Source organism: Cyclobacterium qasimii M12-11B, assembly GCF_000427295.1.
Classification (GTDB): Bacteria; Bacteroidota; Bacteroidia; order Cytophagales; family Cyclobacteriaceae; genus Cyclobacterium; species Cyclobacterium qasimii.
The window spans coordinates 41,413-55,600 of sequence record NZ_ATNM01000131.1; the positions used below are offsets into that span (position 1 = coordinate 41,413).

Genomic DNA, 14,188 nt, shown 5'->3' on the forward strand with positions numbered 1-14,188 from the left:
GCGCATTGCCAATATGACATATGCCTCGGTATATCCGCATTATGTTACAAAAGTGGAGCGGAAGGGAAGAAAAAAGAAGAATTGCACCAGGTAATTGAGTGGTTAACGGGCTATGACGAGAAACAGCAGCAAGCACTCATTGCAAGCAAGGCTACTTTTGAAACGTTTTTTCAGCAGGCCACATTAAACCCAAATGTTCACCTGATTAAAGGCCTTATATGTGGCTACCGGGTTGAGGAAATCACAAATCAATTGACACAACAAGTTAGGTGGCTGAACAAGTTGGTGGATGAATTGGCCAAAGGTAAAAAGATGGAAAAGATAATGAGGGTGAATTGAATGAATAAAACGATTTTGCTACGAAATGTGATTAAGTGAAATTCACATTTACCCATGACTTGACATGCAGATCATTGGAGGCGAATGTTTTATATAAGTGATAAATATAGAAAAAGCCGGCAATTGTTGCCGGCTTTTGTCTTAATAGGATATAGTTTCTACTTATGGCTATTAGTTTGGAGGGAAAACATCCTGGAGTGGATGCGTGAAAGGTACACCTTCGCGTGCATCCCACCAAACTCGGGTCATCAAGTCATTGCCTCCCATTCTATCTGCTGCTGCCTTGACATTTGCCTCATTTTTGAGGTATTCGTCATTCGGATAGGTTAACCTTCTAGGAATCTGTCCATTTGTAACGCCTGGATCATTTCCAATCCAAACCCTCGGGTAACCTGTTCTTCTAAACTCAGCCCATCCCTGATAGTGTTGGAAGAAGGTGGAAATGTATTTTTGGGTGACTATTTTTTCAAATTGCTCCTCTTGGGTACCCGTTAGGCTTCCTACTTCTTCACTTAGAAAACCTTGGGTGTCTGTTTCAGAAATAGCATATTGTTCCATTGAAGCTTGGATACCCAGGCGATATTGCTGATTGGCATCTTCTCCTGTGATGCCTGCAAAGGCAGCTTCTGCTTTTAAGAAGAAAACTTCAGCTGCATTCATAACGATTATATCATAGGTTTCCTCTTTTAATAAAGGACCTACACTAGCCACCATTTCATGTCCATAGGGTACTTTCTCCTCTTGCAGAAGCTGTATTGGCCTTCCTCGAAAGGATTCTGAGCCATCTAAAGTAGGACTAGCCAATACTGGTAATCTGGGATCACCTGTAGGGATCATTACATCCATTATGGGGAAACCGACAAACATGGGGATGGTTGCCGTTAATTCTCTGGTCCATATGTAATTGACATTGTTGGTGTTTTCAGAGGAAGTAGGAGGAAGGGTTCGCAATGATGCATTTTCGGAATTCACATCGATTAACGGACTGTTTATCACATCAGAAATATGTTCGGAAGCCAGTGATGCATCTGCAAAGCGAACCCTGATGGCAAGTCTTAAACGTAGAGAATTGGCAAATTTTTTCCAGTTTTCCACATTCCCTTGGTACAGAATGTCCGCATTTCCGAATGACAATTGATCTCCCTGGGCCCCCAATTGAGTCTCTGCCTCTTTCAATTCATTGAGCAGGTCTATGTAAATTTCTTCCTGTGTATTGTATACAGGAAGATTAATTACATTTTCTACTCCTTGTGCGGCCTCAAAATAAGGAATGTCACCATAGGCATCGGTCACCCAATGGTACAGCCAAACCTTCCAAATCCTGGCCATGGCATTTTGATCATTTTTCTGTGCATCATCAGCAGTGAGGCGCACGACTTCACTAATGTTAATAATATAATCTCTGTAGTAATTGAATGGGGAAGTGTAATCCGTGTTGGAGAAAATATCACCACTAGCCTGATTGGCAAAGTATCCAGAAAATTCTCCGATATTACCACTGTTAAAGGACTCAAATATAGAGCTTTTTAGCACATTGGTAAAGATGGTTTTGGGTTGAATTTTCTCCTTTGTCAATAATGTAGGACTCGTATTGATGGCATCAAAATCCGATGTACAAGCAAAGCTTATCATTAGCATCATCAAAAGAGATGCAATGCTTTTAATATTCATGTTTAATTTCATTATATGCATATCTCAGTTGATTAGAAAGTCAAAAATAAGTTAAAACCCATGCTCCTAGTTGTGGGGAGGCCACGTGCCTCTACTCCCTGGGCAGCAGTGGAACTGTTAAAGGCTGACTCTGGGCTAATACCCATCAACTTAAATTCGGGATCACGGTACAGGTACATTAAGTTTCTTCCGACAATGGATAAGCGGGCATTAACAAATGGGGTCTTGGTTAAAAATCCTTTGCTAAAATTATAGCCAAAAGTAAGTTCTCTTAAAGCCATGTAATCAGCATCGATGACCATGGTTTCGGCAATTCCTCCCCAAGGACCTTGCGAAGCATAGTATTGATGGGACAATAACGAAATATCATTTTCAGTAAATGTTCCGTCAGCGTTTTCAATCAGACCATCCACAATCAAATCCTCGGGATCTCTTGCTTCTGTAAATATACCCGTGCCCTTGGCCATTTGATCATACTTACTGTAGGAATATACTTGTCCACCTAATCTAAAGTCGAGCATTCCACTTAAAACAAATCCCTTATAGGAAAAAGTATTGGTAATACCTCCCAGAAAATCTGGTTGGATGTTTCCTAATACAGTAATTTCATCTGCCCTTTGCCATCTTCCAAGTTCGGTTACCAAAATCCTTCCGTCCTCATTTCTCTTTTTAGCAAATCCTACAATATTCCCATAGGGTTGACCTACCCTGGCTTCAATAGTTCCTGTTCCACTCAATAAAGTGTGACTGTTTATGCCCGGTGCCAGAGAGACAACTTCCGATCTGTTTCTAGATCCATTGATGCCCAAGTCCCAGGTGAAATCGCCTGCCTTTAATATTTTGGCATTGATCATTAGTTCCAATCCTTGGTTACGGATTTCGCCTGCATTGATCAAACGAGTATTGAAACCAGTGGCTGCGGAGATCTCTACAGGCAAGATTTGATTGGTGGTTGATTGAGTATAATAGGTAAAATCAACTCCCAGTCTATTATTAAAGAACCTCAAATCCATACCTAACTCAAAAGAAGTAGTTAGTTCGTTTTTTAAGTCCTCTAAGGGTACATTGCTTTGGATGGTGGCCAAGCGCATTCCATCGAAGGTTTCACTACTTAATGAATATCCTCCTTGGGTCAAATAGGGGTCGGCGTCATTTCCCGCTTCTGCATAGGATGCCCTGAATTTTCCGAAAGTAAGGATGGGCGAATCTATTTCCAAGTAGTCTGTAAAAGCAAAGCTTGTGCTTACAGAGGGGTAAAAGAAGGATTGATTTTCTAGCCCTAAAGTAGAGGACCAGTCGTTTCTTCCTGTAATATCAAGAAACAGGTAATTTCTATATGCCAATTGGCTTTGAAAATAAACCGAATTCATTTGCTTTTGAATGCTGGAATTTCGTGGAAAAACCAGAGATGCATTGTTGATGTGGTACAAGTCGGGAATGTCCAGGTTTTGACCACTTACCTGTACAACTTCTTGATCTCGGTTTAAATGATTGGCACCTAAAGAAAGAGTCGCATTGAAATCACTGTTTAAATCACCAGTAGCAGTCAATAAGATATCGCTGTTTTCTTCCTTTACACGCCACATGGTGTTTTTTACCTGACCATTAAGATTGGAGCCTCCTGGAGTTCCCTGAGGAACCATCGAAAACCTGTTGTCCGTATAAAAGTCTGTCCCGGTTCTACCTTGTATGCTCAGCCATTTTGTGAAATCGTATTTTACTCTAGCCATGCCAATGATCCTGTCTCGGGTGTCATTGTTCTTGAATTTTTCAGTAATCCAATATGGGTTATAAGGCGTGCTTGGTTTAAAACTGGTCATAAGTCCGTCTTCTCTGGTATGGTCCCTAAGCCAATCCAGATCTATGCTTCTTGGCATTACTTCCAGACTCGCCTGCAAGCCTCCGTAGTTGATCCCATTTTGAACGCGATTATTGCCTTCTTGCCTTGTGTAGTTGATCTTTGCATCGATTAGTAGCTTTTCAGACACCTGATGTGAACCTCTAAGTGTGATGGTTTGCCGATCGAGGGTATTGTTGGGAACAATACTCTTGTTATTCATATTAGAAAAAGAAAGCCGTAAGGTACTGGTTTCATTTCCTCCAAAAACAGATACGGTATTTGTACTGGTCGTTCCAGTTCTATAAAAATTCTCAATATTGTCTGTAGGCTGGGCGGTGTAGGGTTGTACTCCCCAATCCCTGGCATAATCATATATTATAGGCCTCCCGTCCATAGGGCCTCCCCATTGGTCCAAAAGCCAACCTGGCCATACCAGCGTCTCCTGCCCATCAATGGTTTCAGTGGTGAATGCACTGTAATTGTCATCGTATCCTCCACCCCAGGTGTTTTGAAAGGTAGGATTCACACTTGGCGTCTCGAAAGTATAATTCGAATTGAATTCTACACCTATGCCTTGTCCTTTTTTTCCTGATTTGGTAGTGATCAGAATCACTCCATTTGCTCCACGAGCACCATACATGGAAGCAGCGCTTGGGCCTTTTAATACAGAAATGTTTTCAATGTCATCAGGATTGATATTGCCAATACCATCTCCATAATCAAATCCCGAAGAACTGGATGCAGGATCGAGGGTTTGATTGTCAATTGGTATTCCATCCACTACATATAGGGGTTGGTTATTTCCGGTTAAAGAACTGTTTCCACGGATGACCACATAGGATGAACCCCCAGGGCCACCAGAGGTAGGGTTTACATGGACCCCTGCTACTTTACCCTTGAGGGAATTGACGACGTTTGGTTCTCTTGCCTGGGTCAATTCTTCTGTATTGACTTCCTGAACAGAATAACCCAAAGCTTTTTTCTCTCGCTTAATCCCAAAAGCCGTTACGACCACTTCTGAAAGTTCACTCACCTCAGGATCCAATTGAATATTGATTTCGGACCTGTTTCCAACCTTTATGGTTTGTGAAATATATCCGATACTTGAAATTACCATTGTGGATTCAGGTCCCTGAACGGATAGACTGTATTTGCCATTTATGTCCGTCACCGTGCCCCGACTGGAGTTTAGATCATCCTGCAACAAAAGAGTAGCTCCGATAATTGCTTCACCATCTTCCGTGGACGTTACCGTTCCTTGGACAACAGGTTCTTGGGCTTTTATCTCTTCATTTATGAGTAAATAAATGAAAAAAAGGAAACCATTCCCTTTAAGAGTAATTTGTTTTTCATAGGTGTTTTGTTTAGTTAAATAGAACTTAAAAAAAAGTAATAAAAATTTTATGCTAAAACATAAGTTTCGAATTTATAAAATAATATTAATAATTAATACATGATTTTATATTTTTATTTTGATAAAAAAATGATGTCTGTGTTTATAATTGATGTATTTACAATGAAAAATTTGTTTAACGATTATTTTTTAATTTAATCTAGGAACCTTTACCGCCATTTGTAGCGTCCAATTTGTTTAGATTTCTAAGGCAAATGAAAAAATCAATAAAGCCGGGTGTTATATAGAAAATTAACAGCACTGCTTTTGAAAACGATGAAGCCCCTTCGATTTATTTAAAATCATAGGTTGCAAATCACAACAACTCAATTCTGAGATAGAAAAATTATTGATTAAAAAAATTCTTAGGACATGTTTTCATTCAACGCTATAGGGAGTAGTGTGATAAATCAGAGGTGTAAGGATAAAAAGCAAAATAGTAATCCCTTTTAAATAGTTAGCACTTTGCATAAGAGTATTGCAGAATAGTCTTCAAATCTATCTGATAACGCTAATTATTCACATCCTTGAATCATTAGCGTTTCTTAAAAATGAATGAATAGTTTTGGGGATTTTGAGGAGCTTAAACCTTTGTCCGAAAGTTTTAAAATAATTACTTTTGATTCCTTAAATTGCATGAAATGAGAAAACCATTGTTGTTGGCCTATCTGTTTGTGATCTTGGCTTGTACGGAGGAGGAAGGGCCTTCACTGCCCGTTGTCTATGAAGGGAACCTGGAAGTGCGTTCACTTTCAGATCTTGAGAACATTGCTGAGAAAGGATATACGAAAATAAATGGCGTTCTGGCCATTCATTATATGGATGAAGTGGAGGACTTGTCCCTCTTGAAAGACCTTCAGGAAGTAGCAGGACTTATTATTCGTTACAATGATAATCTGCAAAGCTTAAAAGGCCTGGAGAATATTCAAACAGTTGATTTTTTGGAAATTGAAAGTAACCTCCAGTTAAAAGAATTGACGGGTTTGGAAAATTTGGAATCTGTTTCAAGAATTCTGTCAATTAAAAACAATGACCAATTGATTTCCTTAGAAGGATTAAAAGCCTTGACTTCCTTGAACGAGCAATTTGTGCTTTTTGACAACCTATCCCTGAGCAATTTAAATGGACTGGAAAAATTGCAGGTAGCCAATCAGGTACTAATCACCAATAATATCAACTTAGAAACCTTGGATGGCTTAGAAAACTTAAGCGAATCTGCTGATATACGGATTTACTCTAATGATTCACTTGTGGATTTATGTGCGTTGGGGAATTTTGTGGCACAAAAAGGAGAATCGGATACCTATGTTGCCCAATTGAATAGATATAATCCTACTTTGGAGGACTTCGAGAATAATAAGTGTGCCATGGAGCCATAATTCACAATTAAAGCCATTATTTATCGGCAAGAAAAACATTTTTGTTTCAGAGTGATTCCTGAGATAACCCTATAATTTTTGAAAAAACAATAGCCTGCCTTTACCTTTTGAGGTATAGGTAGGTGTTATATTACTGATAGATTAAAAAAAAACGTATGCACCTGATTACAAAAAGGATTTTAGCACCATTTTTATTGTTTTTCTTATTCATCCAATTGGGACAGGCCCAGGTCGATGAAATTAAAGACAAGTTTCTTAATTCGTATGATTTGATGGTGATTGCACATCGCGCAGCCAATCAAAATTTCCCTGAAAATAGTATCATCGCTATCGAAGAAGCTATACGCATGGGAGTAGACATTATAGAACTTGACATCAGGGTGACTGCAGATGGAGTAGTGGTTTTGATGCATGATCAGACCGTAGATCGTACGACTACTGGTACCGGAGATGTTGAGGCATTGACTTACAGTTATTTGCAGTCTTTGCAGTTGTTGCATAAGGGTGAGCCTACGAATGAGAAAATCCCAACACTGGAAGAAGCTTTAAAGGCAACAAAAGGCCGTATAATGGTGGATATGGACATGAAAACGGATAAGGTGAAAGAGGTCCTTGAGGTGGTCAAAGCCATGGATGTTGTGGATGAATTGCTGTTTTTTGATTCTGACTGGGATGTATTGGAAGCTTTTCAAGAAAGTCTCCCAGATGCTTTTATCATGCCTAGAACCTATAAAGCAAAAGAGATAAAAAAAGCTGTAAAGAGATTTAACCCTAGGGCAGTACATATTGACCCGAGTTTTTATACACCCAAAACAGTGGCAATTGCCAAAAAATATGGGGTGAGACTGTGGATCAATGCATTGGGAAACATTGATAGAAAAATGCTAGCCAATCCTGATCAAGAATGGGCAAGAGAATGGCTTGACAAAGGAGCAACAATGGTACAAACTGATGTGCCTAGTTTTTGGACACAGTTGAAATAAGACAAATTTACAATCATCGAAAGTGCGGCAATGTTTATTTGCCGCACTTTTTTTTGCTTAAGCCAGGTTACTGGCTAAACCAATAATAGCAACCATTCATTTTTTATAGATAGTTGAGCCTAACTTTTTTTATTAAGTCTATGAATGTCGATTCTTACGATTATTGATTGCGGATTTTATCATAAGCGCGGTACAAGATCACAAGGGCTAGCACCTCACTTACTGCCAGCAACATCAATCCCAGCAAAGCAAAAACAACAGAAATAAAAGCCAATCCGGTCAGTATGGCAACAATTCCTGCAGCCAAAGCCATGTTGCCAAATTCCTTTTGATAATTGACCAGCCCGTAACCAAAAACAATGTAAATGCTGCCGAAAACGATGGCTTCACCGGCCATTACTGCCATGGCATTGGTATCATTGATATGAAACAAGTACAGGTCCGCGACAATGCAGATCACAATTCCAGCGATCCCTAGTAAAGAAGCCGGTTTTATCCAGCTATTTCCCCAGATATGGCCCATCTTATAAAAGCCAAGCATAAAGGAGGCGTAAAACAACAGTATACCCAGTTTGACCAGCGTATATTCCCATGGAGAAATATCAGCATCCATGGAAACGGTCAGTTGATAGTCCATAAACCCTTCCCAGAAGGCCAATAAGAAATACATCAATCCACTGATGAAAGCCAAAATAATCCATTGTGCTTCTTTTTTAGAGACTTTTGGAATACTTGGCTTTGAGCGAAGTTGGTCAAGGTCTATGTCAAGTGCCGCAAAGATCGAGCGAATAGTATGTCCCCTTGGAGTGACTTCTCCAGCTTCTATCCGTTGAATAGTCCTTACGTTTATATTGCAACGTGCGACCAGTTCTTCCTGTGTTAGCCCGTTGGCTTTTCTTAGTTCAAGAATCTTCTTTCCTAATTGGGGTTGTTCCATGGTTGTCGCTTGTTTTATTTCCATTGCAATGTCCGTTAAAAATTAATGAATCAGCCTGTATTTGCAACGGATTTGACCCGACATTTACCCGACAAAGGCTTTCTTTGGCCTGCAATCAAACAAAAACATCCAATAGGGCCTCACGCTTGTTTATGTTTCTACCAAAAATTAGTCAAAGATAAGTTTCTTTATTTTGTGAGAATAATAAAATCAGCAAGCCCTTTATCTGTGCTCCAATCCTTAGCTGTCCCTTCTGGTGTAGCAAAGCAAGAAATGGTAATGACTTTTAGTTTTCGTTTTCTCTTTTTCAATTCAGCGACAGTCCCAAGGCGTTCATCACTATGAAACCTGCCCGTAAGGTGAAGGATTTTTGTGTTTCGGGTTTTGCGGTGTGCCTTGAGTATACTTTCTGCCATGGTGGCATCTCTTAGCAGTTGGGCATGAAAAACAGTTGGCCCCATGCTGTGAGCATGTGCTCCCATGGCAGTATTGAATTTAGCCAGATAGGCATCGTCTTTTTCAGGGATTTTCACTTTTGCATACAGTTGGCGGGCCCTTCTATCTAATTGGCTTAAGGCACCAAGCCCTTGCCGGCTAACCATATTGGCATACCTTCCTGGAACATTGGCTGCTATTACCTTTTGATTACGATCCTTTGCCAAATTTACCAGAGGGGCATAATCCGAATAATTGTGCCATGCTTTACCTTCATGGATTAGTTTGCTTTCAGAAATCAGTCCTGCAAGGTATTCATTCAAGACCATTTGCACATCTCTTTCAAACATCTCCATACTTAGGGTTACAGATTCATAGCTATCCAATAATCCTTTGTACAACTGGTATTGAAGGACATGCCCAAGACTGTCATCATGTTCCTCCCCAAAAATAATCACATCGGCATCATTGACTTTTTTCTCTAATGCATCAAGTGTGATTCGATTACCTGTTGCCCTCTCATAAATTATATAGTTTTCCTGTTGGATGTTTTTAGGAAGGAGTAAGGTTTGTATTAGGAGTAAAAATAGGGCAGGGATAGAAATGTACATTGGAGGAGAGTTTAGAAAGGTTAATTAAAAATAGCCATATAGTTTTCAAATTAGTACCGATCTGGTAAAATTGTAATAATAGTAGGGGGATTATTGGTTTAAAGCTTAATTTAAAGGGCGCTTTAACTTATCTGCACAACATTCTTTAACTCAATTTCGTCTTAGATTTATATTTATTTCGACCATTTATTACTAAAACTTATACAAAGATGATCAAAAAAGGGATGATTGTGCTCCTACTAATTCTGGGAGTTGTTCAGATAGAAGCAAAAGCTCAGCAGGAATTTAAAATTGTTACCGTTGTAGAATCTATTGTACCTATGGGTATAGGTAGGTCACGTATTATTGACAGTCAATCGGATAATAATTATGAGAAATTCACGACAGACAGGACGGATGGAAAGAAAAGCAACCAAAAGGAAATCAAAAGGTCTGATATTAAAGTTGATGAGCTGGAAGAAACCAAGCTACTAAACTTTTTTAGTGCTACTGGTATCAATTTTCAAAACATAGCTTCCAATGATGCAGTTATTGCTTCGAAAATCAATACCATGTTGGCAGAAGGATGGAAGCTTACGTATGTTACCAGTGGTGTGGAGAGTAACGCAGGTGCGGACGATGGTAAAGGGATCTATATTACTCGCTTGTTTTTTTCTAATGAATAGATTCATCTATAGGATAGGGGTAAAAAAGGGTTTATCGAGTGAATTCCTTTTATTAGTCTTGTAAAAGTGGTTATAACGGTAATTATAACGCAATTTTATTTCAGAATGCCATCCTAAATTGTACATTTAGGATAGATGTCTAATAAGCCTTTTACCAAAGAAATAGAGAAGCTGGATCCAAAGGAGGATTTTGAAAAAATCTGCTTTTTGCTTACTTATCATTGCTTCCCCTGGGACATGGAGAAGGCACTTGAATTTGCCTTGTTCAGAACTTTTGCTGTCCCATCTGTTTCCCGATTGCTTGCTGCAACGGGTGCATTTATCAAGCATACTCGCAAACGTTACGATGATACGGAGCTTCTATTGTATGAGATTCTTGAAAATGGGATGGACAGTGCACGAGGGACGATAGCAATTGATCGGATCAATAACATGCATGGGAGGTACAGAATTGCCAATAGAGATTACCTGTATGTGCTTTCCACCTTTATTTTTGAACCGATTCGCTGGATGGATCAATGGGGCTGGAGGCCTTTTTCTACTAAAGAAAAAGAAGCCATACTTTACAATTATCAAATATTGGGTGAAAAGATGCATATCACTGATATTCCCAAAACCCTTGCTGAATTTGAAGCTTTTAACATCGCTTATGAACAACAGCATTTTGAATTTCAGGACTCCAATGCAATGATAGGCAATAAAACGCTTGACCTTCTGCTCGGTTTCTATTTGCCTACATGGTTATTTCCCTTGGGGAAGCCAGTAGCATTGTGCCTGATGGATGCACCTTTAAGAGATGCAATGGGGTATGAGAAGCCTCCTGATTGGTTGATAAAAACCATTAAACAATCTATGCTGCTTCGTGGCAGGTTCCTGCGATGGCTTCCTGAAAGGAAAAATCCAGTCTTGGGGACACTTCGCAAACGAAAAACCTATCCGCAAGGATATAAAGTTGAGGAATTAGGGACTTTTAGGTAATTATCTATTTTAGTTTCAATTCCTTTGTTGGATATGGGCAATGTCTGCATCCGTTGCCACAGCATTTTCCTCGGAGTAAATGATATTCTTCGGTGAAGACCATGAAGCCACTTTCAAAATAGTAATGAAGCCCTTCCTTAAGTAGGTGGGGTGGAGGAAGCTTGTTTTCTTTTGGCATTTATTTGATGCTATAATCGAGCTTCATGGTTATCGAAGCAGTTTTTGCTTTAGCAGAGGTATTGAATGTTCCTCCCCAAGAGTAGTCTTCTCCCGAATTTTGCCCAGTAATTTGAAATATACCCATATTGGCTGCTGTCAAATTACCTAACCTGGCACCAGAATTTGTAGCAATCATCTCCGCCCTTAGTTTTGCATCCTCGGTAGCTTTAGAGATCAGTTCAATTTTTAAATCAGCCAACTGTGTGAAGTAATAACGCGGTGCCTGGGAATAAAATTGAATTTCCTTATTGAGTAATTCGGTGATTTCTCTGGCCGTTTTTTCCACCTTTTCGACTTCTCTGGATTCGATGGTGATTGTTTGACTAAGAATATAGCCTAAAAATGTATTGCCCATAAATCCCCCCTGATTGTTGTATTCAGCTCGGGTGTTTTGACGGGTTTGTACGGCACTAAAAACAATCTCCTCTTTAGCAATTCCTTTGGAATTGAGGTAGGCTGTGACTACTTGTCGGTCTTTTTCAAGCCCAGTGTAAGCATCTCCCAGGCTAAGTGCCTCTTTTTCAAATAACCCTTCCCATACGATAAGGTCTGAGACAAAGTCAGTTTCTCCCAAGCCGGTTACCGTGATTTTAGCGGCTGCCTGATTTCGTTTCCAATAGGCATTGCCAAGAACAATAGCAGAAACAACAATTGCGATGGCGAAAATGACTGCAGTAAGGTGCTGTTTCATAGGGGTGATTTTAATTTACTAAACGTATACGAAGTACAGATACAAAATTACGTAATAATTGATGATTTGTTTTGAGGCTTTCTTGCCTTTCATTATAAAAAAAAGGTGCGCGTGCTCAGTTTTCAGATTTACTGAATTCCTCGTACGCGCACCCCTTGCATTCTTCAGGGCTAATCTAGGCTAGATTAGCCAAATGTATTCCTAATTGACTTGTCCTTAGTAACCTGGGTTTTGCACCAGCTGAGGAGCTCTGTTTAGCTCGTCTTGCTCAATTGGAACCCAATATAGTTTTTCTGAAAAGTTTCTTTTAGGTGCTGCAGATATTTTTCTCCAGGTGGTACTTGTAACACCATCTTCTGTAACTTCTTTGATATCTACACCATAAAGGTCAGGAGCAAAATTTTCCTCCAATAATTTCCACCTTCTGGTATCAAACCAACCCACGTTTTCAGAGAAGAACTCTACTTTTCTTTCATACCTTAAGGCTTCCATGATATCTCCCGTAAAATCCGGTAAAGCAACCCGATTTCTGATCATATTGATATAAGTTGTGGCCGTTTCGGTATCTCCCAATTCAAGAGATGCTTCAGCGTAATTCAACAGAATTTCAGCATAACGAATCCATACAAAGATGTTTTCATTGGCCATATCCCTACCAATAATCTCATCGTCCATGAATTTTTTCATCACATATCCGGTGTAATTCCCATTGGAAGGAGAAAGAGGTCCTTGTCTGGTATCCAATCCGAAACGCTCGCTTACAACAACACCGTTTTCGATTACTGTCCTTGTTCTTCTTTCGTAGATTCCAAGAGGATCAATTTGTTTCAAATCATCGAATCTAGGTTGGAAAACAGCACTGTCGTATAAGATACTGCCATAAAATCTAGGTTCTCTGCTTTTATATGGATTTTCATCTGTGAAATCTGATGATACATTGATGTATTCATCATTGGCATTGAAATTAAAATGGTCAAAGAAATCTGTGCCATCAGCCATTTGGTAGCTGTCTACAAAATTTCCATAAGGAGCATTGTTTCCATGACAAGACAAACCGTTCAGGCCATTTCTTAGATTGGTGTTAATCCTAGGGCCATCATCTGCTCTGTGCATTTTTCCCCAAATAACTTCAGGGCTTGATAAATCTCTGGCTTTAAACAAAGAAAAATAACCATAAGCCGCAGTCTCCTGATCAGGTGCGCCAAAATCCTCTAAGGCAACAGTACCAAGGTCCATTAAATCTTTTGCAGCATCTCTTGCAGCAGTCCATAGTTCCTGCCTGTTAGGATTCGCATAACCTACATATTCATTAGCAGCAGTTCCATCTGCCGTTAAATCACTGGCGGCAAATAATAATATTCTGGATTTAAGTGCCATAGCGGTTTCTTTGGTCGCCCGGCCCATTTCCATTTCGCTTTTGAGTAATAATAAATCGGCTGCAGCATCTAAATCCTTAACTATAAAGTCAATGGTTTCTTCAAAAGTGCTACGCAAGTATCCAGAAAAGTCTTCACCCAATTTTGCTGGAGTGTCCAATAAAGGAACTCCTCCATAAGACCTGCAAATATCACTGTAAAATACAGCACGAAGAAAAATTGCTTCTCCTTTTAATACATTTACTTCTGATTGGATTCTTGGTTTTTCTGAATCAGGATAAGCATCCGGTAAAGCATCAATCTGGGAAAGAAACAAATTTAGCTTGTGGATATTGGCATAATGTTGCCAGGTCAAATGTCCCCTGTCAATGCCTGGATTTCCAGCACTGATGGTTCCTCTACCGTAATCAGTCAATTCAGCCCCTTTTGTCATTGTGGTTTCTCCCACAAATAGACCCGTCTGGTAGCCATGGCTCCTTTGGTTCCACCCATATTCCACACTGTTATAAAGATCGTTTAGGTAGTATTTTACCAGGTTAATGTCCGACCAAACTACAGGGTCAGAATAGCTGTCGAGGGGAGACCTCTCCAGTAAATCATCGTTGCAAGAGAAGCTTCCAAGCAACAAGGCAACTACTATTGTCAGTTTACTTATATTTGTTTTCATAACG

The 14,188-nt window shown here is 39.6% G+C and carries 12 protein-coding genes; 5 read left to right on the top strand and 7 right to left on the bottom strand.

The window, feature by feature from the left end; all coding sequences use genetic code 11:
* Positions 1 to 30: 30 nt before the first annotated feature.
* Positions 31 to 339 carry a DUF2200 domain-containing protein gene (locus ADICYQ_RS15450; protein WP_235114728.1) on the top strand — a complete coding sequence of 103 codons (309 nt, stop codon included), beginning with the start codon at positions 31 to 33 and terminating at the stop codon, positions 337 to 339.
* A gap of 171 nt (positions 340 to 510) precedes the next feature.
* On the opposite strand, the gene ADICYQ_RS15455 is transcribed toward ADICYQ_RS15450, so the two are convergent.
* On the bottom strand, positions 511 to 2,010 hold the full coding sequence (locus ADICYQ_RS15455; RefSeq protein WP_161625606.1) for a SusD/RagB family nutrient-binding outer membrane lipoprotein: 1,500 nt from the start codon (positions 2,008 to 2,010) through the stop codon (positions 511 to 513).
* Between the two features lie 32 nt (positions 2,011 to 2,042).
* Positions 2,043 to 5,276, bottom strand: coding sequence for a SusC/RagA family TonB-linked outer membrane protein (locus ADICYQ_RS15460; protein ID WP_081652373.1), 3,234 nt, complete (start codon positions 5,274 to 5,276; stop codon positions 2,043 to 2,045).
* A gap of 608 nt (positions 5,277 to 5,884) precedes the next feature.
* On the opposite strand from ADICYQ_RS15460, the gene ADICYQ_RS15465 reads away from it, so the two are divergent.
* Both ADICYQ_RS15465 and ADICYQ_RS15470 read left to right on the top strand, forming a co-directional pair.
* Positions 5,885 to 6,622 (top strand): hypothetical protein, encoded by a 738-nt coding sequence (locus ADICYQ_RS15465; RefSeq protein ID WP_020892438.1) that lies wholly within the window; start codon positions 5,885 to 5,887, stop codon positions 6,620 to 6,622.
* 155 nt (positions 6,623 to 6,777) lie between these two features.
* Entirely contained in the window at positions 6,778 to 7,605 is an 828-nt protein-coding gene (locus ADICYQ_RS15470; protein ID WP_020892439.1) for a glycerophosphodiester phosphodiesterase family protein, read from the top strand.
* A gap of 160 nt (positions 7,606 to 7,765) precedes the next feature.
* On the opposite strand, the gene ADICYQ_RS26145 is transcribed toward ADICYQ_RS15470, so the two are convergent.
* On the bottom strand, positions 7,766 to 8,566 hold the full coding sequence (locus ADICYQ_RS26145; protein ID WP_051160242.1) for a helix-turn-helix domain-containing protein: 801 nt from the start codon (positions 8,564 to 8,566) through the stop codon (positions 7,766 to 7,768).
* Between the two features lie 164 nt (positions 8,567 to 8,730).
* Complete coding sequence (locus ADICYQ_RS15480; protein ID WP_020892441.1) at positions 8,731 to 9,588, bottom strand: ChaN family lipoprotein; 858 nt, start codon at positions 9,586 to 9,588, stop codon at positions 8,731 to 8,733.
* 209 nt (positions 9,589 to 9,797) lie between these two features.
* Between ADICYQ_RS15480 and ADICYQ_RS15485 the strand changes: the two genes are divergently transcribed.
* Positions 9,798 to 10,253, top strand: coding sequence for a hypothetical protein (locus ADICYQ_RS15485; protein WP_020892442.1), 456 nt, complete (start codon positions 9,798 to 9,800; stop codon positions 10,251 to 10,253).
* Positions 10,254 to 10,388: 135 nt separating this feature from the next.
* The gene (locus tag ADICYQ_RS15490) at positions 10,389 to 11,231 is read left to right on the top strand and encodes an oxygenase MpaB family protein (RefSeq protein ID WP_020892443.1); all 843 of its coding nucleotides are present in this window, start codon (positions 10,389 to 10,391) and stop codon (positions 11,229 to 11,231) included.
* Positions 11,232 to 11,235: 4 nt separating this feature from the next.
* Here the strand turns inward: ADICYQ_RS15490 and ADICYQ_RS27440 are convergent, their stop codons facing one another.
* From ADICYQ_RS27440 to ADICYQ_RS15500, 3 genes are all read right to left on the bottom strand, one after another.
* Positions 11,236 to 11,409: a C1orf53 family protein gene (locus ADICYQ_RS27440; protein WP_020892444.1), complete on the bottom strand. Its 174-nt coding sequence runs from the start codon at positions 11,407 to 11,409 to the stop codon at positions 11,236 to 11,238.
* Positions 11,410 to 12,141, bottom strand: coding sequence for an SIMPL domain-containing protein (locus tag ADICYQ_RS15495; protein WP_020892445.1), 732 nt, complete (start codon positions 12,139 to 12,141; stop codon positions 11,410 to 11,412).
* A gap of 216 nt (positions 12,142 to 12,357) precedes the next feature.
* On the bottom strand, positions 12,358 to 14,184 hold the full coding sequence (locus tag ADICYQ_RS15500; RefSeq protein WP_020892446.1) for a RagB/SusD family nutrient uptake outer membrane protein: 1,827 nt from the start codon (positions 14,182 to 14,184) through the stop codon (positions 12,358 to 12,360).
* Positions 14,185 to 14,188: the final 4 nt, after the last annotated feature.

Coding starts and splice junctions, on each gene's coding strand:
- ADICYQ_RS15455 (WP_161625606.1), bottom strand. CDS start 2,010: ATGAATATTAAAAGCATTGCATCTCTTTTGATGATGCTAATGATAAGC.
- ADICYQ_RS15465 (WP_020892438.1), top strand. CDS start 5,885: ATGAGAAAACCATTGTTGTTGGCCTATCTGTTTGTGATCTTGGCTTGT.
- ADICYQ_RS15470 (WP_020892439.1), top strand. CDS start 6,778: ATGCACCTGATTACAAAAAGGATTTTAGCACCATTTTTATTGTTTTTC.
- ADICYQ_RS26145 (WP_051160242.1), bottom strand. CDS start 8,566: ATGGAAATAAAACAAGCGACAACCATGGAACAACCCCAATTAGGAAAG.
- ADICYQ_RS15480 (WP_020892441.1), bottom strand. CDS start 9,588: ATGTACATTTCTATCCCTGCCCTATTTTTACTCCTAATACAAACCTTA.
- ADICYQ_RS15485 (WP_020892442.1), top strand. CDS start 9,798: ATGATCAAAAAAGGGATGATTGTGCTCCTACTAATTCTGGGAGTTGTT.
- ADICYQ_RS15490 (WP_020892443.1), top strand. CDS start 10,389: ATGTCTAATAAGCCTTTTACCAAAGAAATAGAGAAGCTGGATCCAAAG.
- ADICYQ_RS27440 (WP_020892444.1), bottom strand. CDS start 11,409: ATGCCAAAAGAAAACAAGCTTCCTCCACCCCACCTACTTAAGGAAGGG.
- ADICYQ_RS15495 (WP_020892445.1), bottom strand. CDS start 12,141: ATGAAACAGCACCTTACTGCAGTCATTTTCGCCATCGCAATTGTTGTT.
- ADICYQ_RS15500 (WP_020892446.1), bottom strand. CDS start 14,184: ATGAAAACAAATATAAGTAAACTGACAATAGTAGTTGCCTTGTTGCTT.